Raw genomic sequence first — 22,912 nt, forward strand, 5'->3', positions numbered from 1 at the left:
CCTTCACAGAGGTCTGAAGCTCAGATCATCACGAGCATTGACAGGCGAGTGCGGGCCTTGAGCACCGCCGGGGTGTTGCCCGCGATGCGGAAGAGGTCAAGGAGGCGCAGACGCGCCGCGTCCTTCACGTCCTCTTCGTCTTCGCCTCCAATGATGTCCAGCAGCAGATCGTAGGCCTGCTCCTCTTGCCCTGCTGAGAAAAGGGCGTCGGCTTTGGCGGCCGGGTCCTGCACAGGAGTATTCGCACTGCGCTCCAGGAGGCGCACGCGCGCCAGATGCGTCTTCGCCTTCGTGTCACGAGGATTGAGTTCGATCACACGCTCCCATTGGGCGATCGCGCTCTTGAGATCTCCTGCGGTCTCCGCTGCAAGGGGGGCCTCGTGCTCAGGGGGGATCGGCTCGGCGATGTCCTCAGCGCTCAGCGCGACGCGGCCGGTGACACCCATCTGCGAGGCGGCCTCCAAGACCTGTTCGATAATCGGTTTGACCTGCTCCTTTTGCGCCGCCCCTTGGAAAAGGGGTAGCGGGCGCCCACCGATGAGCGCAACCGCCGTAGGAACGCCCTCGATCTGGAAAGCCTGGGCGATCGCGGGATTGGCGTCGATATCGATGGAGACGAACTGAAAGCGGCCCCCGAACTCTCGGGCAAGTCCTTCGAACACCTGGAGCGTCGGCTTGCTCTCAAGGGAACGGCCCGAATACATGGTGATAATGACCGGCAGGCTCTGCGAGGTCGCCATGATCGCCTGGAAGTTCTCTTCCGTACCCGAAAGGACCAGGGGAATGTTCAACCCCTCCCCCGCCTCGAGAGCCTCTGTCGTTGAGGCCTGCGATGGTGAAGTGGAAAGGTCGATCGCTCCATGAGAGTCGGCCGGGTTCATCTGCTCTGTCACTGTTCGAGCTTCTTTCCTTCAGATCTCTTAGTTGCCGTCTGGGTTGGAGGAATCATCCATGGTGACGGATTCGATCATTCGCTCAGCACCCACCACTCGGGCGACGCCGCCCTGTTTGGCGGAGGGGATATTGAGCAGGATGGTCGCCACATAGCTCACAACGGCGCTGCCCTTCACAGTGTCGTCATCCCCAGCGTTCATGGTCGCGGTCTGACCGCCCAGGCGCATTGTCGATCTGGCGATCGTTCGTGAATAGGTGAGCGTATAGGTGAAGTGAGCGGCGACCAGAGCAGAACCGTCCTGCAGGACTACTCCTGACACGGGCTCCTCGCTCGGCGTGGCAAGAGCCGAGATCGTTCCTGCCTTCTCGAGGCTCGAGGACAGGTTCTGCACGGTGTCAACGTATTGCGTGGTGAATTCGTCGGTTGCGAAAGAGGCATTCGAGACTTCGGAGGCGTTGAGCATATCGGTGTAGGCGCTCAGTGCCTCACCGGGAGTCATGACGAAACCCGTCGAATCATTGCTCACATACGCCGAGCCCTCATCGATCGAGGGGATCGTGACTGAGGTGCCCCCGAGCATTCGGCACCAGGCCGTGAGCGCATAATCAGAGCGGGCATCGTCTTGGACGAGAACCTCAATGAGTGGAAGCTCCGAAGGCGTGGCCTGTCGGATATTGAGAATCGCACGAGGCCATTGCTGCGAGTTCGTGATCGCAATGTGTTGCGGGCTCAGGTCCAGTGCAGGTACGGAGTCCCCTGAGGCCGTGGCGTAAGCGTACTGGGCGGCGCGCACGCGCTTGGCTCCTCCTCCCACGCGAGGCTCGAGGAGCGCAGAGTCGCGCGCACTATCGGCGGCGTCAATGGTTTCCTGCACGGAGGCCAAGACCTCTGCAATGCGTTCGGAGTCCAGGTTCGGCCCGGTTTCGGCCGATTGAGCCGGATCCGGGGCGACAAGTTCGCCCGTGGAGCAGGAAGTCACAGCGATGACAGAGGCACAGGTGACGAGGAGGGACAAGAGGCGACGTTTCATCTTTCCTTCCCTTCTTCGCTCTTCTTGCGCCACGCGGGCATGAAGGAGGTCCATTCGCTCTTCGTGGCGCGCCCGGCTACATCATCCGCATCTCCGTCTTGGTCCCCTCCAGCGGATTGGGCATCGCCCGAGGAGAGGTGTTCATCTCGGGCTTCGGTGGTCTTTTTCCCTTCGATCACAGGGATGAGACCGGTGTCGAATTCACGCCCGTCAATGATGAGCGTGCCCTCACCCTTCTGACGCGCCTCACGAAGGGCCCGGCGACTCGGCAAGGTCATTCCAGGACGGATACTCGACAGATCAATGACACCCGTATCCGTCGACTCCCTCTCGGGAGGATCCTGATCGATGGGGCTGCCTGATCCGTGCCGCCCCACAACCCGGGTTTCTTCTTCAGGAGCTTCGTCCTCGCACGTTTCAACGGACGGTGAAGACTCTAGCTCCTCGGGGCCGGAAGAGACCTCAAGAGGATCCCTTTCCTCGCCAGCTGCGCGACTTTGAGCCTGCTCTTCTAAGAGCTCCTCGTGTTCTTGGCTGTCCGAGGGGGCTTCAGACTGCACCCCCTCGTCCTCGACATTCATTTCTTCTTGTGCAGGCTCAAGACTCTCAGTCGTGGCCTCGGCATCCGTGGCGATCTTCGAGCTGCGTCGCTGAACGCGATTCAGATGGTGGAAACGGGAGAAAGCGGCAATCGCAGCGACGAGGACGAAAACGAGGGCTGCCAGCAGAGAAATGATCGCGAGCCAATTTGCGCGTTCGCTCGGCCAGGTCAGAGTCAGTTCGAGATCGCCTACTCCCCCTGCGGAAACGGCGAGAAGAGAACGAGATGCAGGGACCTCAGTCAAAGACAAAGCGGCTGTGCCATCATTCGTCGCGACTTGGAGCCACATATCCGAAGCGAGAAGTGCATCGAGGAGTTTCGAGGCTTCAGGATCGATGCGACCACCGGATTGAGCTGCGGATTGGGCTCCTGATTGAGCTGAGCTCTGAGATTGAGCCCCTGGCGTGCCCACTTGGGTGCCGGACTGAGCGTGTCTACCGGATTGAGCTCCTGACTGAGCGTCCCCCACAGCCGAACGATCCTCGGTTTTGAGAAGGGAACGATCTGAGCTGAGGCCGACAACCTCGGTATAGGGGTCATCGCCGATCCATCCGAGCACGTCACCTGGGGTGCCCAGTCCCAAAGCCACGGGGGCGCCCGATTTCGAAGTCGCTGTGACGGTGACATTTTTCGCCATGAGGCGCAAGACACCATCACGAGTCATCACAAGCGTGTGCTCAGGAACGACCGAGGAGGAAAACTCCTGGGCGGGCTTAAAGACCGTCAGCGCAAGAACACCGACGATCAGGAAGATGAGTGACAAAGCTGCGGCGATCACCGCCGCCGTGTACTGCTTGAGGCGCCCCACTCGATTCTCTCCTGTCGTAGAAGAACACTATCCGTCCCACAATAATGCGTATTGGGCCGCTACTGCTCATCAGCAGCGCCGTCGTGACGCATTTATCCGCACCAACACCCAGGGGGTGCGAGGGATAATCACCATCGCACCCCCGGAGAAAAAGCTGTTGTCCTCGAGGTTTTCACCCACTCACAGTGGGCGTAAGCCGCGTCTCCAGCATTCCACATGCCAGTGACGCCGGGCCTCAAGCCCTTCGGGCAGGCCGAAGGGCTGCTGCTCGGGCCAGGCGACCACATGCGCAGTGCCCACGTGGATCGGATGAAGACACGCCGGGCAGGTGTATTCCTTCGAGGAGGAGCGCAGATGCTGGACTTGGTAGTCCCTCCCATCGGGTCCGATCTCGCTCCTGGGCACGGAGGCGAGGGCACCGAGATTGAGGTCGCGGTGTCCCTTAGCCCATGGTCGCTTCTGCGAGCGTTTGCCTTTCACTTCACGAGTGTTCCGCCGCGCCACACGCGCTGTGGACGCAGTTGCTCGTCCAGTTCGAGTACATCGGCACGCATACCTGCTTCGAGTTTGCCGATGTCGTTTCGCCCGAGAATGCGCGCGCCCTGAACGGTGGCCATGAAGACAGCGTCGACGAGGTCGATCCCGCCTGTGAAGGTGGCGACGCGCACGCAATCCAGGAGGTGTGCGGTTCCCCCGGCAAGAGTCGTCGTGCCCGCGATATAGGCGTAGCCGTCCTTCACATCGACTGTCTGGGAGCCGAGTTCGTAGGTGCCGTTCGGCATGCCCGCAGCTTCCATCGCATCGGTGACGAAGACGCACGAGTCCCGACCGAGCATTTCATACACGTCGCGCACGAGCGAGGGATCGAGGTGGACGCCATCGCAGATCATCTCAGCGATGACACCATCTCTTGCCGCATCGGACAAGAACTCGCCGATCGGGCCCGTATCACGGTGATGCAGGGGGCGCATGCCGTTGAACAGGTGAGTGATGGTGGCGCGCGCACTGCGCGGATTCGTGGTCTCTTTGATGGCCTTGCGAGAGAACTCGAGGGCTTCGCGCGCAGGGGCGGAACCGGAATCCGTGTGGCCCCAGGAGGGCAGTGCACCGCCCTTGATGAGCACCTCGGCGACAGATCCGGGACCATAGGCCTTGTCCTTCTCGGGGGCGAGGGTCATGGTGAGCGCGTAGCCCTTGCAGATCTCGAGGAGTTGCGCGGTGAGTTCAGGATCCGGGTCGATGATGTACTTCGGATCTTGTGCGCCGCAGCGGGCGTGAGAGACGAAGGGGCCTTCGAAGTGGATGCCGGCGAGTTCACCTTCTTCGGCAAGTTCAGTAAGGAGGGCTGCTCTTTCGCGCAGTACATCTGCGTGCGCGGTCACGAGGGAGGCGACGAGGGTCGTCGTCCCATGGTGACGGTGCTCGTCGATTGCGGCTTGGGCCTTCTCAATGGAGGTCGCATTTGGGAAGGAGCTTCCGCCCCCGCCATGACAGTGCACATCGACGAGGCCGGGGAGGATATAGGAGTCGGAGGCCGGGACGGCGGCAATGAGTTCGCGGTCTTCCTTGGACAGCGAAGGATCGTGGGCATCGATGATTCTGGTGATCACGCCCTCTTCGGCGATGAGAACACCGTCTTCGAGGATGCGGGATTCAAGGACGAGACGGCCACGGCACACAAATGAGGTTTCCACCTCTTCATTGTGCCACGCAAAAGATTTGTCTGACAGCTTTTTGAGGATCTTCCTGCCCTCGGATCAGAAGAGTCTCGATTCTGGGTCGTCAAAGCCGCGCATCGCGTCATAGTCGAGGATCAAACAGCGAATACCGCGATCCTCCGCAAGGATCCTTGCCTGCTTCGAGATCTCTTGCGCAGCGAAAATCCCTCTGAGGTCCTTGATGAAGGGATCACGATCAAGCAGGCTGAGATAGCGAGTGAGCTGATCGACTCCGTCAATACCTCCTCGACGCTTCACCTCGATCGCAACATTCGCACCCGAGGGGTCCGTCACCATCAAGTCAACCGGCCCGACCGGTGTCGGAAACTCGCGACGCACCAACTCCCATCCATCGCCGAGGATCTGCGGAACCTGTTCGGCCAAGAGCTCTTGCAAGTGTGTCTCCACGCCGTCCTTCACGAGGCCGGGGTCCACCCCCAGGTCTTCAGCCACATCCGCGACGACATCAAAAATGCGGATGACGAGGCGATCGTCTGTTTTGGCGGCCTGAACGGTCCAGACCTCAGTGACGCCGTCCATTTCTTCGCCCTCTTCGAGGACTTGCGTGGTCACCGTACACGGCGCATTCATCCAATTGAGAGGCTTATACGAGCCCCCATCAGAATGAATGAGGACGGAGCCATCACTTTTGACCATGATGACGCGCTTCGCCAAGTCGAGATGCGCCGATAAGCGCCCGGAATAGTCGACGGTGCAGGTGGCGATGAGAACTCTCACGGGTGAGAGCCTATCAGCGCTTGCGAGCACGAGTGCGCAGCGAAAAGCACCACGCTCGCGAGATGAGCTCGAACGGCGCTCTGGCGCCGAAGAAGAGTTCTCAGGCCCTGCCGATCGGGGGACCCGACTCCACCCAGGAGACGATCGCATTGTAGGTCTGGGGCGCAACCGCAAGCTCATAACGGTGATCGCCCGACTTGAGGCGAAGCTCCACCATCGACCCATCTGCCGAATGCTGGATCGGAGCGGAAACCTCCAAGCCCCTCCTGGCCACCGTGTACACCGGCTTACCGCCAAAACCGATCAGGCGGTACCAGCTGAGAGTCTCAACCCCGAACAGGCCAATACCCGAGGCCCAGCCGGACTGAGTGTCGGGCCTAGACCAGGAACGAAAAGCCCCAATCCGTCCATCGAGGCGGCGCGCCCGAACATTGATGTACACCCACACCACCACGCTAAGAAGCACAAGAGCGCCCAGAACCCACCCGGTGACATACAGAAATGTATTCATCGCTGCCTCCTCGAGATCGGATGCGGGGAGCCCCTGTCCGGGTCGCGGACAGGGGCTGCCTCTATTAGGAAACTGTAGCGTGATCGGCCACGACCGTCACGAAATCAGAATCAACAGACGCGAATCCGCCCTCGACCTCGAAAGTCTTCACTCCTTGCGAGGTTTGGACCGTGACCGTGCCTGCTTTGAGCATCGCGAGCAGGGGCTGACGCCCCGGCAAGACGCCGAGTTGGCCGTCAACGACGGGGACCTGAACGGAGCTTCCAGCACCGTGCCACAACCGCCCTTCGTGCGAAACGACCTCGACTTGAAGTACCCGATCCGACATCAGGCGTCCTTCTCAAGCTCGTGCCAGCGGCGCTCAAGGTCCTCGATACCACCGATGTTGAAGAAGGCCTGTTCGGGCACATGATCGTAGTGGCCCTCCGCGATGCGCTTGAACGCCTCAATCGTCTCCGAGAGGGGAACAGTCGAGCCGGGCACACCGGTGAACTTCTCCGCCATGTAGGTGTTCTGGGAGAGGAACTGCTCAATGCGACGTGCCCTCGCGACCGTGATCTTGTCCTCTTCAGAGAGTTCATCAACGCCGAGGATCGCAATGATGTCTTGGAGTTCCTTGTTCTTCTGAAGGATCGCCTTGACGTGAATCGCCGTGTCGTAGTGCTCGCGTCCCACGATCACCGGATCGAGGATTCGCGATGAGGACGCCAGCGGATCCACCGCAGGGTAGATGCCCTTCGAGGCGATCTCACGGGAGAGCTCCGTGGTTGCGTCAAGGTGGGCGAAGGTCGTCGCCGGAGCGGGGTCCGTGTAGTCGTCGGCGGGCACGTAAATCGCCTGCAGCGAAGTGATCGAGTGTCCCCCCGCCGATGTGATGCGCTCTTGGAGCTGTCCCATCTCATCGGCAAGATTCGGCTGGTAACCCACGGCCGAAGGCATACGGCCCAGCAGGGTCGAAACCTCAGAGCCCGCCTGAGTGAAGCGGAAGATGTTATCGATGAACAAGAGCACATCCTGATGCTGAACATCACGGAAGTATTCCGCCATCGTCAGCCCCGTCAAGGCGATGCGCAGACGCGTCCCCGGCGGCTCATCCATCTGACCGAACACCAGCGCCGTCTTATCGAAAACGCTGGCCTCGTCCATTTCGTGAATGAGGTCATTGCCCTCACGGGTACGCTCGCCCACACCGGCGAAGACCGAGACGCCCCCGTGGTCCTGGGCGACGCGCTGAATCATCTCCTGGATGAGGACCGTCTTACCGACGCCCGCACCACCGAAGAGGCCGATCTTACCGCCCTGAACGTAGGGGGTGAGAAGGTCGATGACCTTGATGCCCGTCTCGAACATCTTCGTGCGGGCCTCAAGCTGATCGAAGGCCGGGGGCTGGCGATGAATCGGCCAACGCTCGGTGATCTCGAGGGTCTCTCCCTCGGCAAGGTTGAGGGGCTCGCCGGTCACATTGAAGACGTGGCCCTTCGTAATATCACCGACGGGAACCGTGATCGGAGCACCCGTATCGGTGACCTTCGCACCGCGGACGAGTCCGTCCGTCGGCTTCAAAGCAATGGTCCTGACGAGATTGCCTCCCAGGTGCTGGGCAACCTCGAGAGTCATCGTGAAGGAGGACTCCCCCTCCCCCTGGCCTGTCAGATTGACGTCAACCTTCAAAGCGTTGTACAGCGGGGGAATGCTGTCCGGCGGGAACTCGACGTCGACGACCGGTCCGACGACTCGGGCAACGCGCCCCTGCGCGACTGTTTCTTCCTGGCTCATGTTTCTTCTCCGTGTCCTTGGGCTCAGCCCGCGACCAGTGCGTCGGCCCCGCCCACGATCTCGCTGATCTCCTGGGTGATGTCCGCCTGACGGGCCGAGTTGGCCAGGCGCGTGTACTTGGTGATGAGTTCCTCGGCATTGTCCGTCGCCGTATGCATCGCGCGCTGGCGCGAGGCGAGCTCGGAGGCCGCCGATTGGAGGAGCACATTATGGATGCGACTCTCGATGTAGAGCGGAAGGATCGCGTCGAGCACGGCCTGTGCCGAGGGGATGAACTCGTACTCGGGGAAAGTCGCTGAAGGATCGTCTTCGTATCCGCGCTCCGCATCGCGTTCGGCGTCACCCTCGGGCGCGTCGACGACGCTCAGGGGAAGCATCTGGCGAACCTCGGGGAATTGCTTCATCACGGTGGCGAATCGCGTGTAGACGAGATGAACCTCAGAAACCCCGGAAGTCAATCCCTGATCCATGAAGCGCTCAAAAAGCTCATTCGCGATCGAACGGGTCGTCTCACGGCCCGGAGCATCCGATTCGCCCTCCCAGCTCTTCTCAACCGCGACACCGCGGAAACGGAAGTAGGAGCGGGCCCTCTTGCCGAAGGTGTACACCACCGGAACCTTGCCCTCGCTCTTGAGCTTCGAGATGAGCCTTTCGGATTCGCGCAAGATCGTCGCCGAATATGCGCCCGCCATGCCACGATCCGAAGCGATGACGAGAACCGCCACGCGCGGAGTGTCGAAACGCTCACGCGTGAGCGGATGATCGAGATCCGTGTGAACCGCGACCGCAGCAACCGCCTGCGTCAGAGCCTTTTCATAGGGCCCGAGAGCGGTGGCGGCGCGACGCGCCCCACCGATCCTCGACGCCGCGATCATCTCCATCGCGCGGAAGACCTTCGCGAGCGTCTGCGTCGAGGCGATGCGCTGCTTGTAGATCCTCTGCTTGCCACCCATGTCTCAGGCCTTCTGCGAGGAGGGATGGGCGCGAGTGATCTCTTCGCGCGTCACCTCGGCCTCCACCTCGGCATCGTCGAGGCTCGCTCCCCTTCCAGCGGAGATCCACTGATCGTGGAAGGCCTCGACCTGAGCCTTGAGCTCAGCCTCGGTATCGCTTTCGAGCAGTCCCGTCGACTCGATGATGTCGAGGACCTTCGAGTTCGCCTTGAGGTGATCGAGGAGTGAACGCTCAAAGGTGAGGACATCCGAAACCTCAATGTCATCGAGGTAGCCGTGGGTACCAGTCCAAATGGATGCGACCTGCTCGCAAACCATGTACGGCGTCGACTGGGCCTGCTTGAGCAGCTCCATGAGACGCTCGCCACGCGTGAGCTGCGAACGGGTCGCTGGATCGAGGTCGGAGGCGAACATTGCGAAAGCAGCCATCGAACGGTACTGCGCGAGGGTGATCTTGAGCGTTCCCGCAACCTTCTTCATGGCCTTGACCTGCGCGTCACCGCCGACTCGCGACACGGAGATGCCGACGTCGACCGCGGGACGCTGATTCGAGTTGAACAGGTCCGATTGGAGGAAGATCTGCCCGTCGGTAATGGAGATGACATTGGTCGGGATGTAGGCCGACACGTCATTCGCCTTCGTTTCGATGATCGGAAGTCCCGTCATGGATCCGCCGCCGAGCTCGTCGGAGAGCTTTGCGCAACGCTCAAGGAGGCGCGAGTGCAGGTAGAAGACATCGCCCGGGTAAGCTTCACGCCCCGGCGGACGGCGCAGGAGCAAGGAGACTGCACGATAAGCCTCCGCCTGCTTGGACAGATCGTCGAAGACGATGAGCACGTGCTTGCCCTCGTACATCCAGTGCTGTCCGATCGCGGAGCCGGTGTAGGGCGCCATGTACTTGTAGCCCGCCGGATCAGAGGCCGGGGAAGCGACGATCGTCGTGTATTCCATTGCGCCGGCGTCTTCAAGGGTCGAGCGCACCGATGCAATGGTGGAGCCCTTTTGACCGATGGCGACGTAGATGCAGCGGACCTGCTTCTTCGGGTCGCCTGACTTCCAGTTCTCGCGCTGGTTGAGAATGGCGTCGAGGGCGATCGCGGTCTTTCCGGTCTTGCGGTCGCCAATGATGAGCTGGCGCTGCCCGCGTCCGATTGGGATCATCGAGTCAATGGCCTTCAGACCGGTGGCCAGGGGCTCGTGAACCGATTTGCGCATCATGACACCGGGGGCCTGGAGCTCGAGGGCGCGTCGACCCGCGATATCCGTGATGTCACCAAGGCCGTCGATCGGTCGGCCGAGAGGATCGACTGTGCGGCCGAGGTAGCCGTCGCCGACTGGGACTGAGAGGACTTCACCGGTGCGATGCACGCGCTGGCCCTCTTCGATGCCTCCGAAGTCGCCGAGGATGACGGCGCCGATCTCGCGCTGGTCGAGGTTCATCGCTAGGCCGAGCGTGCCGTCGGCGAAGCGGAGGAGTTCGTTCGCCATTGTCCCGGGCAGGCCCTCGACATGGGCGATACCATCGGCGGTTTCCGTGACGTAGCCCACTTCTTCCGTGGCCACTTCGGAGGGACGGTAGGACTCCATGAAGGAGTCCAGTGCGCCGCGGATCTCCTCGGGACTGATTGACAGGTCAGCCATGAGTATTCCTTCTGTCTGCGTGATGAGTTCTGGGGTGCGGTTCAGCCCGCAAGGGAGCGCTTCATATCGGCAATGCGCGCTGCAAGGGAAGCGTCGATCGCGGTGGTGTTGGCGCGTAGACGGAAACCTCCGACAACACCGGGTTCGACCGAGATCGACAAGGTGATGTCGCGCTCGAAGCGTTGCTCGAGCAGACGGCGAAGGCGCGTCACCTGTTCAGGGGTCATATCGACCGCTGATTCGACCGTGACAAGCAGCTTGTTTTGCAAGGTTGCCGCCCACTCGGCGAATCTCCTGAGGTTGTTGAGGAGGCGCCCGTGGCGCGAACGTCCAACCGCTCTGCGCAGCAAACGCATGCTCCACCGGCTCAGGCGCGCCGAGAAGAGGCGGGTGGCGAGGTTCGCGCGTTCGTGCGGAGAGCCTGTCGACATATCCGACAGGGTCAGACGCAAGTCTCGCTCGGCCGCAAGGAAACGACGAGTGTCGAAGAGCTCGTCATTCACCTCTTCAAGGGCACCGGCCCGTAGGGCGTCGGTGAGCACTGCGAGAATGCCGAGCACCTCTGCGGCGTCGTGCAGATCCTCTGGCTTCGTCCAATGCGCGCTGACCAGTGCCTCGAGGACCTGCAAGCCGGGAGCGGACATATGCGCATCGAAAAGGGAGTGCGCGAGTGCCATCTTGTCCTCGGCGTTCCTCGAAGGATCGGTAAGGGCACGACGAAGTCGAGCATCCGTCTTGACGAGGTCAGAAAGGGCGAAGATTTCTTCGGCGACCTTCATTGCATCCGCGTGTGGCAGGGCAAGCGCATCCCCGAGTTCACCTGAGAAGGGAACCGATTGCAGTGCTCCAATGGTTGTCATCGAGTCGCACCCTCAGAGGCTGAAAGGTTGTCCTTCTCAAGGTCGTCAAGGAAACGGTCGATGACACGGCTCGTGAGCTCCGTGTCGGCGAGATGCTCCCCAACGATCTTCTCGGCAAGCTCGGTCGCGAGCAGACCCACGTCAGCGCGCAAGGAGATCTCCGCTGCTTGCTTTTCGGCGAGAATCTGACGCTGAGCGCCCTCGAGGATCCTATTGGCCTCTTCTTGGGCTTCGGTCCTGGCGGCGGCAATAATGCCTTTCGCTTCCTCTCCGGCGCGCTCACGAATCTCATGAGCCTCGGCGTTCGCCTCGACTAGGGCCTGCGCGCGCTCACGAGCGGCAAGCGCCTGGTCTTCTTTCGCTTTCTCAGCGGCGGCGAGCCCCTCAGCGATCTTCGCTTGGCGTTCATCCATCGTGCGATAGATCTTCGGCAGTGCGAACTTTCCAACGAGGAGGAGGACGATGAGCAAGACGAGCGCCGACCAGAAGATCTCGTACAGAGGCGGCAGAATGACGGCGAGACCGCCGACTTCGTCGCTCGCAGGGAAAATCTGGTGCATCGCGGTCACTTGACGATGAGCGGGAGGATGAAGCCGATGAGGCCGAGCGCCTCAACCATGCCGGCGCCGATCACCATATTGGTGAAGAGTCGGCCGGCGACCTCAGGCTGGCGCGCGGTCGCCTCTTGGGTCTTGCCGACGAGCAGGCCGATGCCGAGGCCGGGGCCGAGGGTCGCGAGGCCGTAGCCGATGTAGGCGAGGGAGATACCCATGGTGTGTTCTTCCTTTTCTTCTGGGCGCCGAAGGGCGCTTCAGCGGATTGTGGGGATCAGTGGCTCTCGATCGAGAGCTTGATGTAGACGGAGGTGAGGATGGTGAAGATGTAGGCCTGCAGGAAAGCGACGAACACCTCGAAGCCGGTCATGACGAACATCGCCACTCCTGTGAGGATTCCCGCGGCCGAGAGGGCGGAGAGCTCTTGAAGCAGGAGCGCAGTGCCGAAATAGGTCATGCCGAGCAGGAGATGGCCGGCCATCATGTTGGCAAGGAGTCGGACTGTGAGGGTCACCGGACGAACGATGAAGTTCGAGAGGAACTCGATCGGCGTGATGAGCAGGTACATCGGCTTGGGAAGCCCCGGAGGAAGGAGCTGCGATGCGAAGAAGTGTCCGAGTCCGAGGGCCTTGATGCCGCTCCCAACGTAGGTGACGTAGGAGATGATGGCGAAGACCGCGGGAACTGCCACAACAGAGGTTGCAGCAATATTCGTACCGGGAATCACTCCGGCGAGATTCATCGCGAGGGTGGCGAAGAATGCGAAGCCAATGAAGCCGGCGTATGCGCGTCCTTTCTTCGGGCCGAGCATCTCAATGGCGACATTGTCGCGGATGAAGCCTGCGAGGAATTCGACTGCCATCTGGCCGCGGCCAGGGACAAGTGTGGCCTTCGCTGCGACCCCGAGAAGGATCGCGCTGACCAGTGCAGCCATCGCGATACGAATGAGGACGAGGCGGTTGAACTGGAAGATCGTGCCCTCGCCGAAAATCGGCTTGGGGAAGAAGTCTTCGAGTCCGGGCTGGTGCACGTGCTGCGTGAAGGCGGGAACCGCCGTTGCGGCAATGACCACGAGAAGAAGAATAAGAAGGGTCCAGTACCACAGGGGCTTGGATCTACTTCCCCGTCGGTTAGTGGGGGGCGTTGACGTGGACAGCGTGTGCTCCTGAGTTCGAATCATCGGTGATGGGAGAGCATATTGGCCGCAAGAAGCGACTTGAATACTTTAGCAGGCAAGAACGCTTGCTTCAGCACAATTTGACGATTTTGCACGAATGGCCACTAGTTCTTTAGTCCCGTTCATCAACGGTGAAGTGCGGCGTGCGCACCATCACAATCGCCTCGGCGAGCATCGAGAAGAGAATCACGAGAATCGAACACAGGGCCGCACAGCGTACATCCACATTGAAAGAGCGCGGCACATACAAAACGATGACAAGGATGAGGATCCTGATCGGATAGGACGCAAGGACCCACACAATCCCTCTCCCCTGAGAAGCACTCGCTCGAGAAAGACACGCATACTGCACGCCGAGAAGAAGCATTGGCGCGACGATGCACAATCCGATTGCTGCCAACTCGAGCCCATAGATCACGGAGACGAACACAGTGAAGAGAAGGGCTCCTGCGCCAATGAGCGCCATAGGTACTCGCAGTCGAGTCAAGGCTCGAGCAAGGGAATCAGAGTTCGACATTATTCTCCTCCTCGCCCCCGCTGGAGCGGTAATGGGAAGTCGGGAATTGTCGCACGGTCGCAACCAGAGCGATCACGAACACTGGCTGTGTCGCGAGGGCAATCTTCCACCAGTCGAAAATGAGCAGGGCGACAGAAGGAATGCATACGATCGCAGTCCACATCCACATGATCGCGACGACACCACGATGCGAATGCCCGCGAGCGATGAGGCGGTCGTGAAAGTGCGAGGTGCGGTCGGCGTGGAAGGGGCTCGTCCCCCGCGCGATGCGGCGGAGCGAGGCGACGATAAGATTCAACACCGGTATGAAGATCACAGACAGGGGCAGGAGGATCGGCAAGATGCCCACGAAGAGTTGCTGGGTTCCCAGGACTGAGGGGTCGATCTGTCCAGTGACGATGATGCTCGCCGATGCGAGGACGAGACCAAGAGTCTCAGCCCCGCCTCCCATCATGATCGACGAGGGGTGGAAGTTGAACCAGAGGAAGCCCAGACACACTCCCAGAAGGGCGATGACGACCAGTGAAGCAGTCGTCGCATATGAGGTGGCCCCAATGATCCTCGACAGGAGGTAGGAGTAGACGAAGAAGGCTCCCGCTCCGATCGCGATTGTCCCGGCGGCGAGGCCATCAAGACCATCAATGAAGTTCACCGCATTCACAATGCCGACGACAAGAACGACGGTCACAATCAAGGAAAGACGAGAAGAACCGATAGTGACACCGAACAGGGGAAAGGAGATGAGCTGGACTCCCGTAAAGGCCATCGCCCCGGCAATGAGCACCTGTCCCGATAGTTTCGTCATCCAGTCGAGTTCCACGAGATCATCAACGAGGCCGAGCACAGTCATCGCCGTTGCCGCACCGATCACCGCCCAGGGGATGCTCGTGGTGTACAGGGGGACCATATAGGGGATGTGTGAGGCAACGAGGAGAGCGACGACGAGGCCGATCGTCATGGCGATGCCGCCGAGCCTGGGCACTGGTTGCTTTTGAATATCGCGAGAACGAAGCTCGGGGACGAGCCCCCATCGAATGCACGACCATCTGACGAGAGGCGTCATCAGCACGGTAACGCCCATCGCGATGAGCATGAGGAGGAGATAGACCTTCATGCGAGCTTCGGTCCTTGATCCTTCGGTAGTTCTTCTTCGAGGGTTTTACTCGGCACCCATGAGGGTGACACCGGCCGCTTCGGACAGCTCCTCCAAGGATAAAGTCCCCAGGCGGATGACACTCGCATCACCATGGGCGAAGTCGAGGATCGTTGAGGGCGTCGATCCAGGGGTCGGACCGGAGTCGATATGAAGAACCGAATCAGGAAAGGAGGCAATGGCTTCTTCGATGGACGTTGCGGGGGGCGCTCCAGTGAGGTTTGCGCTGCTCACCGCGAGAGGACCGCTACGAGCAATGAGTTCGAGGACTTGCGCGTGATCGGGCATCCGCAAAGCGACGGTCCCTCCGTTTGTTCCCAGATTCCAGCCGAGCTCAGGGCGGGCCCTGACAATGAGCGTCAGTCCTCCCGGCCATGCGGCCCAAGCGAGCCTGCGGGCTGCCTCGGGCACATCGACGGCGAGGCGGTCAAGGGCCTGAGGGGAATCGACGAGCACGGGGGGAGGCATTGACGGTCCGCGGCCCTTTGCTGCGAGCAGGGCTGCCACCGCATCCGGATTCGAGGCGAGGGCCCCAATTCCATAGACGGTATCGGTCGGAATGACGATCAGCCCGCCCTTTTTGACATGAGCGACAGCCTCGTCAAGATCAGCGGGAACCCATGCGGGAAGGCAGCTCAAAATCCTAGGGGTCACTGGGAGATTCTCGCACGAGTCGCGACGAGCGCACGAGGGGCGCCGGCCAGATCCTTTTTTGTGAAAACCTCAATGAAGCCCGTTTCCCGGGCCGCCTCGCGCATGAGGGCGGCTTGACTCGCAGAGTGCTCGAGGACGAGGAGGCCGCCTTCTTTCAAGAGTCCTGCGGCTCGGCAGATGATCCCTCTGGGAATGTCCATCCCAGCCTCTCCCCCACCGAAAAGAGCGAGCGGCGGGTCGAAGCCCGCTTCAACCTGGGTCGGTGCCTCATCGGCGGGCACATAGGGAGGATTGGAGATGACGATATCAATGCGGCCATCCAGATCGGCGAGAGTGCGCGGGTGCGTGGCGTCGCCGCGAAGGAGTTGGACACGAGAAGGAACGAGCGTCTCAATATTGCGCTGTGCCAGGGCGAAGGCTTCTTGAGCGAGTTCGACCGCCCATACCTGCGCTTCTGGGAGTTCCGTGGCGCAGGCGATCGCAATCGCCCCCGATCCGGTGCACAGATCAACGATTCGAACCGTGCCCTGCTCGGCGATCACTTGTCGTGCGGCCTCAATGCCGATCCCTGCGACGATTTCGGTTTCTGGGCGGCAGATGAAGACCTGTTCGGCGCTGTGGAGGGTCAAGCCCCGAAAATACATGCGCCCGGTAATGCGTTGAAGGGGAATTCGGCTCGCCCGCAGCTCAACGGCGTTGTAGAAGCGCTCGGCAAGCTCAGGCTCGATGGGTTCTTTGATCCTCCAGATCGAATCGGTTTTCGCCACCCATTCGAGGAGTTCACGAGCGTCCTGCGCGGGGTGTGCGGCTTCGAGTCCTTCGAGGCGATTGCGCGCCCAGGCCAGGAGAGAGCCGACACGGCTTGGATCGGCGGGGCGCTTCACCTGCTGGCCGCCTGGGCGAGGCGCTCTGCTTCATCTGCCTCGCGCAGAGAATCGATAACAGGGCTGAGTTCGCCTTCGAGAACACGATCGAGGTTGTGCGCCTTGTACCCGGTGCGGTGCTCTGCAATCCGGTTCTCCGGGAAGTTGTAGGTCCTCACACGTTCTGAACGATCCACGGTGCGAACCTGGGACAGCCTCTGGGCGCAAGCCTCCGCTTCCTTCTTCGCTCTCGCCTCGGCTGCGAGTCGTGAGGCGAGAACCCTCAGGGCCGCTTCTTTGTTCTGCAATTGCGATTTCTCGTTCTGCATTGAGACGACGATCCCCGAGGGAATATGCGTCATGCGAACCGCTGAATCCGTTGTGTTCACGGACTGTCCCCCGGGCCCCGAAGAGCGGTAGACGTCGATTCGCAGATCATTCGGGTCAATGACGATCTGTGTGTCGTCTTCAATCTCGGGCATGACGAAAACGCCCGCCGCCGAGGTGTGGATCCGCCCTTGAGATTCGGTGACGGGGACGCGCTGGACACGGTGCACTCCGCCCTCGTACTTGAGGTGGGCCCATACTCCCTCTTCTGGCAGGGGCGTGCCGTGGGCGCGAATGGCCAAAGAAATCTCTTTGAAGCCCCCAAGCTCGGTCGGGGTCGAGGAAAGCTCGGTGACGGACCATCCTTTCGATTCGGCGTATCGCGAGTACATGCGGGCCAGATCGGAGGCGAAGAGGGCGGACTCCTCGCCGCCTTCTCCTGCTTTGATCTCGAGGATGACGTCAAGGGCGTCCTCGGGCTCACGGGGGGCGAGGATCTTGAGCAGACTCTCGTGCGCAGCGCGCAGCTCATCTTCGAGCTCTGGGATTTCCGAAGCGAATGAGGGGTCCTCTTGGGCGAGTTCTCGAGCGGCAATGAGGTCGTCTTTGGCTCTCAAGTAGCGTTCGGCTCCGGTTTTCACGCGGGAAAGCTCGGCGAAACGTCGGCCCATCTTGCGCATGAGCATCGGGTCGGCGAGGGTCTCGGGCGCCGACATTGCGGCTTCGACCTGCGCGTATTCCTCAAGGAGAGGGGCGAGGGCGTGGAGCTCCTCATCGATTCCCTTATCCAGAGCCATGACTGCCTTTCAATCGAATGCGCCGGTGAGACAGGCGCCTCGTCGTGCCGGACGTAAGTCGCACACGAGTCTTCATGCGGCTCGGCGCCGAGGGCTTTCACCCTCGGCGCCGAGAAGGACTACTGCGCGAAGTAGAGCCCGAAACTCACTTGGAGGGACGGACGCGCTTGCCGTAGCGGGCCTCGAACTTGGCGACACGACCGCCGGTATCGAGGATCTTCTGCTTGCCCGTGTAGAAGGGGTGGCAGGCCGAGCACACGTCGACGCGCATCTCGCCAGAGGCGATGGTCGAACGGGTGTGGAAGCTGTTACCGCAGGTGCAGGTCACGAGGGTATCCACATAGGTGGGGTGGATGTCCTTCTTCATGGATGTCTCCTGGATTCGTTGGTGCCCCGGGTCCGGATTCGCAGGTCTTTCCGCATCTGGCGGATCGCTCCCCTTCCGTCCGAAGTACGTCGAACGGAAGCGAACCGGTGAACCGATGGCCGATTCGGCTATTGTGCCATTTCTCTTGCTCCGAGCGGAATTCGGGAGGAGTTTTTCGACGTGAGTTCGCCGACAGCTTTTCGAGCTTCGGGAATACTCGCCACGCTGCACACGCCAGACATGACTTCACGCCCGGTGAAGAGCTGAGATTTCAACAGGAGTCGAAGTCCCGATACGGCCCAGAAGATTGGGCCGCGCTCAAACGAGAGGCGCGCCCCGGAGGAGCCTCCGGGACGCGCCTGCACTCCTAGTTCCCAGCAGCGTCTGACACTGCGCGGCCTTCGAATAGCTTCCGCGCAGTGCTGGCCTTAGTCCGCGCTCGGCGTCGTCTTTTGCACGAGCATGAGGAACTCGGCGTTCGACTGGGTCTCCTTGAGCTTTTCGAGGATGAGTTCGAGTCCCGACTGCTGGTCGAGAGTGCCCAGGACCCGGCGCAGCTTCCACATGATGCGTAGTTCTTCGGGTGTGAAGAGCATCTCCTCACGGCGGGTGCCCGAAGCGTTGACGTCAATCGCGGGGAAGATCCTGCGGTCCGCGAGCTGACGCGACAGGCGCAGCTCCATATTGCCGGTGCCCTTGAACTCTTCGAAGATGACCTCGTCCATCTTGGAACCGGTCTCGACCAGAGCCGAAGCGATGATGGTGAGGGAGCCGCCCTCCTTGAGATTTCGGGCCGCGCCGAAGAACTTCTTGGGCGGGTAGAGCGCCGAAGCGTCAACACCGCCGGATAGGATGCGCCCCGAGGCGGGGGCCGCGAGGTTATAGGCGCGAGACAGTCGCGTCAACGAGTCGAGGAGGACGACGACGTCCTGGCCGAGTTCAACGAGGCGCTTGGCGCGCTCGATCGCGAGCTCGGCGACAAGGGTGTGATCGGATGCGGGGCGATCGAAAGTCGAGGCGATGACCTCTCCCTTGACGATCGAACGCATGTCCGTGACCTCTTCGGGGCGCTCATCGACGAGGACGACCATGAGGTGGACCTCGGGGTTGTTGAGTTCAATGGCCTTGGCGATCTGCTGGATCACCATGGTCTTGCCCGCCTTGGGCGGGGAGACGATGAGGCCGCGCTGGCCCTTGCCGACGGGGGCGACGAGGTCGATGACGCGCGGAGTGAAGGCCTTCGCAGAGGTCTCCATGCGCAGCTGCTCGCTCGGGTATACGGGGGTGAGCTTGCCGAACTCGCGGCGTGCCTGCGCCTCTTCGATCGTCATGCCGTTAACGGAGTCGACGCGCACGAGCGCGTTGTACTTCTGACGCTGACGCTCGCCCTCTCGGGGCTGGCGGACCGCACCCGTGACGGCGTCACCTGCACGCAAACCCCAGCGCCTCACATTGCCCAAGGTCACGAAAACGTCGTTCGGGCCGGGCAGGTAACCGGAAGTCCTGACGAAAGCGTGGTTGTCCTTGATGTCGAGGATGCCGGCGATGGGAGCGAGCTGGTCGTCTTCACGGACGACCTCCTCGCGATCTTGGCGTTCCTCGCGATTGCGGTTGCGACGGTTGTTGCGATCATTGCGCTCGTTGCGATCGTTTCGGTTGCGATCGCGGCCCCGACGCCGATTGTTGCGATCGCGACGATTGCGCCCTCGTTCTTCTGCGTCCTCGCCCTCGGGAAGCTCGATCGAGTCGAGAGCCGTTACCGGGGCCTCGTTCTTCTCCGGGGGCGCCTGAACTGCGAGGGGGGTCGGCAATTCGATGTCAATGACGGGCTTGACCGAAGCAGGATCGATCGGTTCAGAAACTGCGACACGACGACGCGATTTGCGCGGAGTCTGAGTGACCTCTGTGCTCGCCTGGGCGGAGGCGGCCGTGGTCTTCTCGCTGGGCTCCTCGCTGTCCTTGACGAGTTTTTCGACGGGCTTGCCAGTCTTCGACGAAGGGGCGGCGCGGCGCGCACGCGGGGCCGGGGCTTCTGGCGAGGAGAGAAGCTCGATGAGTTGGGACTTGCGCATCCTTGATGTGCCTTTGAGTCCCCTGGAAGAAGCGAGGGCCTGAAGTTCGGCCAGCTTCATGCCCTTCAGGTCGGAGGCGACCGGGGCGGTGTTTTCGTTGCTCACGAATGATCCTTACTGGATATCTGCCCAATTAGGGCTCGTTGAGTCTTCCTCAATGGAATGCTTCGGAGGAAAGTGCGCGACGGAAGAATCGCCAGCGCGTCAGTGCCGTGAATCGGCCGGTCCATGGGAACCGCTGGCCCGAGTGTAGCAATGCTCGCCCTGTTTCGGAATATTGAGCGAGAATCTGCACCTCCCTGCGGAAAAGATCACAGGAGGAAGGGGGAGCAAAGGCAAACAAGGTGCAGATTCAGGCCCGCATTCCGCAAGGGCCCGCAAGGCGTCCTCGGGTGATCTGAGCCCCTTGGGGGGCGACCGGGAGCGAAAGAACGCGCCATCCCGCTCCCTCGGCATCATGCTTCAGGCTGGCGGACACTTTTTCGAGGGAAAGGACCGTCGGCCCCGCCCCGGATACGACTGCAGGCATTCCTCCGGCGCGCAACCAGTCGACGAGAGCAAGGGAGGATTCCATCGTCGCCCTGCGCTGTTCCTGGTGGAGCCTGTCCCCTGTCGCGTCCATCAACAGCTCATGAAGAGTTGCCCCTGCGGGAGCCTCATAGGCGCCCGAAAGCAGGGCGCTGAGCAATGCGGCGCGGGAGATGTTGTAACGGGCGTCCCCATGCGCGATCAGCTCGGGCAGAGCCGATCGCGCTTTTTCGGTTGCGAGTTCGAAATCGGGAATGAAAGCCACGGGTGAGATCTGCGCCGGGGGCGTGAGTCTGAGCGCGCCCGCAGTGCTGCCTTCCATCCAGGCGACGGTCGCGCCACCGAAGATCGCAGGGGCAATATTGTCGGGGTGGCCTTCGAGTTCAGTACCAATGTCGAGCACGTCCTTTGGACCCAAGACCTCTTCTTCACCGATCAGCGCCCTCGCAAGGACGAGACCCGCGACGATTGCAGCTGCGGAGGAACCCAGGCCCCGTGAATGCGGGATCCGGTTGTGGCAGTGCATGCGAATGCCGACCTGCGGTGCGCCGAGTCGATCAAGAGAAAGACGGAGCGTCTTGACGATGAGGTTCTTCTCCCCCTCGTCGACTTGTCCTGCGCCCTCGCCCTCGACAACGACCGCGGTGGGGCCGACGGTCGCGTGCACGGACACCTCATCCCATAGGTCGAGGGCGAGGCCCATGGAGTCGAATCCGGGCCCAAGGTTCGCGCTGGTCGCGGGGACGCGGCAGGCGACGAAGTCGTCGGCGAGGCGCATGTCACTCTCCTTCAACGTGAAGAGTGCTCATCACCGAACGAACCGAGTCGGAGTCTTCGAGGGCGGCGATGAGGGCTCGAAGATCAGCCTCCTTCGCGCGGTGAGTCGTCAAGGTGATGACGCTCGCGCCGTCATGGGCGTCATCTCGCTGATGGAGGGCCTGAATCGACACCCGATTGGAGGCGAAGAGACCCGCGACCTCGGCGAGGACGCCGAGGCGATCTTCTACCTGGAGGCGAATCTGGAAGCGTGAGAGGTCTTCTCCAGATTCGAGGAGCGGCAGTTGCGCGTAGACGGATTCCCTGGGCGCATGTCCCCCATACGCACGGTGATGAGCGGCGGCAACAAGGTCGGAGAGGACAGCCGAGGCAGTCGGTGTGCCACCGGCTCCTTGGCCGTAGAACATCAATCGACCCGCGTTCTCGCCCTCAACGAGAATCGCATTGAAAGCACCATCGACGCTCGCTAGGGGGCTATCGGCGGGGATCAGGGTGGGGTGGACCCGCACGGACACGCCCTCGACCCCCTGATCGTTCTTCCGCCGTTCTGCGATTGCGAGGAGTTTGATCGTCCGATTCGAGAAGGCTGCTTCTTCCATGTCCTCGGCGGTGATCCTCGTGATGCCTTCGACTTCGACATCCTCGATCCCGACTCTTGTGTGGAATGCGAGGGAGGCGAGGATCGCGCATTTGGCTGCGGCGTCGAGTCCTTCGACGTCGGCACTCGGATCTGCTTCGGCGAAGCCGAGTTCTTGGGCTTGCTTGAGGGCCGCCTCGTAGCTGAGATTGCGAGTCGCCATGGCGTCGAGGATGAAGTTCGTGGTGCCGTTCACGATGCCGATAACTCTCGTGATGCGGTCCCCGGCAAGGGACTCGCGCAGCCCGTAGACGACTGGGACGGCGCCAGCGACGGCGGCCTCGTAGTAGAGGTCGGCGCCTGAAGCGTCCGCTGCAGCGTAGAGTTCGGGCCCGTGAGCGGCGAGGAGGGCCTTATTGCCCGTCACGACGCTGATTCCGGCATTGAGGGCGCGCAGGACATGAGTGCGAGCCGGTTCAATGCCGCCGATGAGTTCAATGACGATGTCCATCCCGTCGATCGCTTCGGCGGGGTCGGTTGTCAGCAGTTCCGGGGCGATCTGAGTGTTGCGCGGCGCATTGGGGGTGCGGACGAGAACTGCACCGACGTGCATCCGAGCTCCCGATCGGGCGGCAAATTCCTCGCCTTGTTCGGCGAGGAGTCGGATCACTTGGGAACCAACTGTTCCGGCACCGAGGACGCCAAGGCGCAAGGTGGGGAGCTCTTCGGTCACTGGGCACTCCTTCTTCACATTCACGAGGCTGGGGGCGAGGAGATCTTCGCCGAGAAGGAGCCCGAGGACTGAGCATCCTTCCTCCTCTCACACAGCATATGCGTCACCATGAGCATCTGGCAGCACACGTCCGCGCCTGGAGGCTTTCCCTGGTGAAGAGGTGTTTCTCTTGTATCGCTTGAGGCTTGTGAAACTCCTGGGGCCCTGGGGCATCACCTCGACAAGGTGCAACTTCAGCGCCATCCAAGGAATCGAAACAGAAAGAAAGCGGGACGATGGTCCCAG

At 61.4% G+C, this 22,912-nt stretch carries 24 protein-coding genes; all 24 read right to left on the bottom strand.

Annotated features, from left to right (window positions below; genetic code table 11):
* Positions 1 to 20: 20 nt before the first annotated feature.
* The 24 genes from JFX23_RS01145 to JFX23_RS01260 all read right to left on the bottom strand — a co-directional run bounded on the left by JFX23_RS01145 (position 21) and on the right by JFX23_RS01260 (position 22,627).
* On the bottom strand, positions 21 to 881 hold the full coding sequence (locus tag JFX23_RS01145; protein ID WP_198775298.1) for a tetratricopeptide repeat protein: 861 nt from the start codon (positions 879 to 881) through the stop codon (positions 21 to 23).
* 39 nt (positions 882 to 920) lie between these two features.
* Positions 921 to 1,925 carry a hypothetical protein gene (locus JFX23_RS01150; RefSeq protein WP_198775191.1) on the bottom strand — a complete coding sequence of 335 codons (1,005 nt, stop codon included), beginning with the start codon at positions 1,923 to 1,925 and terminating at the stop codon, positions 921 to 923.
* Positions 1,922 to 3,334, bottom strand: a complete 1,413-nt coding sequence (locus JFX23_RS01155; RefSeq protein ID WP_198775194.1) for a hypothetical protein — start codon at positions 3,332 to 3,334, stop codon at positions 1,922 to 1,924. The genes JFX23_RS01150 and JFX23_RS01155 overlap by 4 nt, the downstream gene beginning before the upstream one ends.
* A 180-nt stretch (positions 3,335 to 3,514) precedes the next feature.
* On the bottom strand, positions 3,515 to 3,814 hold the full coding sequence (locus tag JFX23_RS01160; RefSeq protein ID WP_198775196.1) for a hypothetical protein: 300 nt from the start codon (positions 3,812 to 3,814) through the stop codon (positions 3,515 to 3,517).
* On the bottom strand, positions 3,811 to 5,028 hold the full coding sequence (locus JFX23_RS01165) for an N-acetylglucosamine-6-phosphate deacetylase (protein ID WP_277063902.1): 1,218 nt from the start codon (positions 5,026 to 5,028) through the stop codon (positions 3,811 to 3,813). The genes JFX23_RS01160 and JFX23_RS01165 overlap by 4 nt, the downstream gene beginning before the upstream one ends.
* A 63-nt stretch (positions 5,029 to 5,091) precedes the next feature.
* Positions 5,092 to 5,790, bottom strand: coding sequence for an endonuclease NucS (nucS, locus tag JFX23_RS01170; RefSeq protein WP_198775199.1), 699 nt, complete (start codon positions 5,788 to 5,790; stop codon positions 5,092 to 5,094).
* A 100-nt stretch (positions 5,791 to 5,890) separates the two neighbouring features.
* Entirely contained in the window at positions 5,891 to 6,301 is a 411-nt protein-coding gene (locus tag JFX23_RS01175; protein WP_198775202.1) for a DUF2550 family protein, read from the bottom strand.
* 64 nt (positions 6,302 to 6,365) lie between these two features.
* Positions 6,366 to 6,629 carry a F0F1 ATP synthase subunit epsilon gene (locus JFX23_RS01180; protein WP_408602650.1) on the bottom strand — a complete coding sequence of 88 codons (264 nt, stop codon included), beginning with the start codon at positions 6,627 to 6,629 and terminating at the stop codon, positions 6,366 to 6,368.
* Positions 6,629 to 8,077, bottom strand: coding sequence for a F0F1 ATP synthase subunit beta (gene atpD / locus JFX23_RS01185; RefSeq protein WP_198775204.1), 1,449 nt, complete (start codon positions 8,075 to 8,077; stop codon positions 6,629 to 6,631). The genes JFX23_RS01180 and atpD overlap by 1 nt, the downstream gene beginning before the upstream one ends.
* A gap of 23 nt (positions 8,078 to 8,100) precedes the next feature.
* Positions 8,101 to 9,030 carry a F0F1 ATP synthase subunit gamma gene (locus JFX23_RS01190; RefSeq protein ID WP_198775206.1) on the bottom strand — a complete coding sequence of 310 codons (930 nt, stop codon included), beginning with the start codon at positions 9,028 to 9,030 and terminating at the stop codon, positions 8,101 to 8,103.
* Between the two features lie 3 nt (positions 9,031 to 9,033).
* Positions 9,034 to 10,671: a F0F1 ATP synthase subunit alpha gene (atpA, locus tag JFX23_RS01195; protein WP_198775208.1), complete on the bottom strand. Its 1,638-nt coding sequence runs from the start codon at positions 10,669 to 10,671 to the stop codon at positions 9,034 to 9,036.
* A gap of 41 nt (positions 10,672 to 10,712) precedes the next feature.
* Positions 10,713 to 11,531 carry a F0F1 ATP synthase subunit delta gene (locus tag JFX23_RS01200; protein ID WP_198775210.1) on the bottom strand — a complete coding sequence of 273 codons (819 nt, stop codon included), beginning with the start codon at positions 11,529 to 11,531 and terminating at the stop codon, positions 10,713 to 10,715.
* Positions 11,528 to 12,091 (bottom strand): F0F1 ATP synthase subunit B, encoded by a 564-nt coding sequence (locus JFX23_RS01205; protein ID WP_198775212.1) that lies wholly within the window; start codon positions 12,089 to 12,091, stop codon positions 11,528 to 11,530. The genes JFX23_RS01200 and JFX23_RS01205 overlap by 4 nt, the downstream gene beginning before the upstream one ends.
* Positions 12,092 to 12,096: 5 nt before the next feature.
* Positions 12,097 to 12,303 (bottom strand): ATP synthase F0 subunit C, encoded by a 207-nt coding sequence (atpE, locus tag JFX23_RS01210; protein WP_005964337.1) that lies wholly within the window; start codon positions 12,301 to 12,303, stop codon positions 12,097 to 12,099.
* 56 nt (positions 12,304 to 12,359) lie between these two features.
* Positions 12,360 to 13,265: a F0F1 ATP synthase subunit A gene (gene atpB, locus JFX23_RS01215; RefSeq protein WP_005964340.1), complete on the bottom strand. Its 906-nt coding sequence runs from the start codon at positions 13,263 to 13,265 to the stop codon at positions 12,360 to 12,362.
* A gap of 109 nt (positions 13,266 to 13,374) precedes the next feature.
* Positions 13,375 to 13,779: a hypothetical protein gene (locus tag JFX23_RS01220; RefSeq protein ID WP_051057871.1), complete on the bottom strand. Its 405-nt coding sequence runs from the start codon at positions 13,777 to 13,779 to the stop codon at positions 13,375 to 13,377.
* Positions 13,766 to 14,893: a glycosyltransferase family 4 protein gene (locus JFX23_RS01225; RefSeq protein WP_198775214.1), complete on the bottom strand. Its 1,128-nt coding sequence runs from the start codon at positions 14,891 to 14,893 to the stop codon at positions 13,766 to 13,768. The genes JFX23_RS01220 and JFX23_RS01225 overlap by 14 nt, the downstream gene beginning before the upstream one ends.
* A 45-nt stretch (positions 14,894 to 14,938) precedes the next feature.
* The gene (locus tag JFX23_RS01230; protein WP_005964347.1) at positions 14,939 to 15,586 is read right to left on the bottom strand and encodes an L-threonylcarbamoyladenylate synthase; all 648 of its coding nucleotides are present in this window, start codon (positions 15,584 to 15,586) and stop codon (positions 14,939 to 14,941) included.
* The gene (prmC, locus tag JFX23_RS01235) at positions 15,583 to 16,470 is read right to left on the bottom strand and encodes a peptide chain release factor N(5)-glutamine methyltransferase (protein WP_198775217.1); all 888 of its coding nucleotides are present in this window, start codon (positions 16,468 to 16,470) and stop codon (positions 15,583 to 15,585) included. The genes JFX23_RS01230 and prmC overlap by 4 nt, the downstream gene beginning before the upstream one ends.
* On the bottom strand, positions 16,467 to 17,573 hold the full coding sequence (gene prfA / locus JFX23_RS01240; RefSeq protein ID WP_005964351.1) for a peptide chain release factor 1: 1,107 nt from the start codon (positions 17,571 to 17,573) through the stop codon (positions 16,467 to 16,469). Before prfA ends, prmC begins: the two co-directional genes overlap by 4 nt.
* A gap of 145 nt (positions 17,574 to 17,718) precedes the next feature.
* The gene (gene rpmE / locus JFX23_RS01245) at positions 17,719 to 17,940 is read right to left on the bottom strand and encodes a 50S ribosomal protein L31 (protein WP_005964353.1); all 222 of its coding nucleotides are present in this window, start codon (positions 17,938 to 17,940) and stop codon (positions 17,719 to 17,721) included.
* 428 nt (positions 17,941 to 18,368) lie between these two features.
* On the bottom strand, positions 18,369 to 20,117 hold the full coding sequence (rho, locus tag JFX23_RS01250) for a transcription termination factor Rho (RefSeq protein WP_005964359.1): 1,749 nt from the start codon (positions 20,115 to 20,117) through the stop codon (positions 18,369 to 18,371).
* A 247-nt stretch (positions 20,118 to 20,364) separates the two neighbouring features.
* Positions 20,365 to 21,318 (bottom strand): homoserine kinase, encoded by a 954-nt coding sequence (thrB, locus tag JFX23_RS01255; RefSeq protein WP_198775220.1) that lies wholly within the window; start codon positions 21,316 to 21,318, stop codon positions 20,365 to 20,367.
* 1 nt (position 21,319) lies between these two features.
* Entirely contained in the window at positions 21,320 to 22,627 is a 1,308-nt protein-coding gene (locus tag JFX23_RS01260) for a homoserine dehydrogenase (RefSeq protein WP_198775223.1), read from the bottom strand.
* Positions 22,628 to 22,912 lie beyond the last annotated feature (285 nt).

The sequence above is a fragment of the Schaalia cardiffensis genome (genome assembly GCF_016405145.1).
In the GTDB taxonomy this organism is placed as follows: domain Bacteria; phylum Actinomycetota; class Actinomycetes; order Actinomycetales; family Actinomycetaceae; genus Pauljensenia; species Pauljensenia cardiffensis.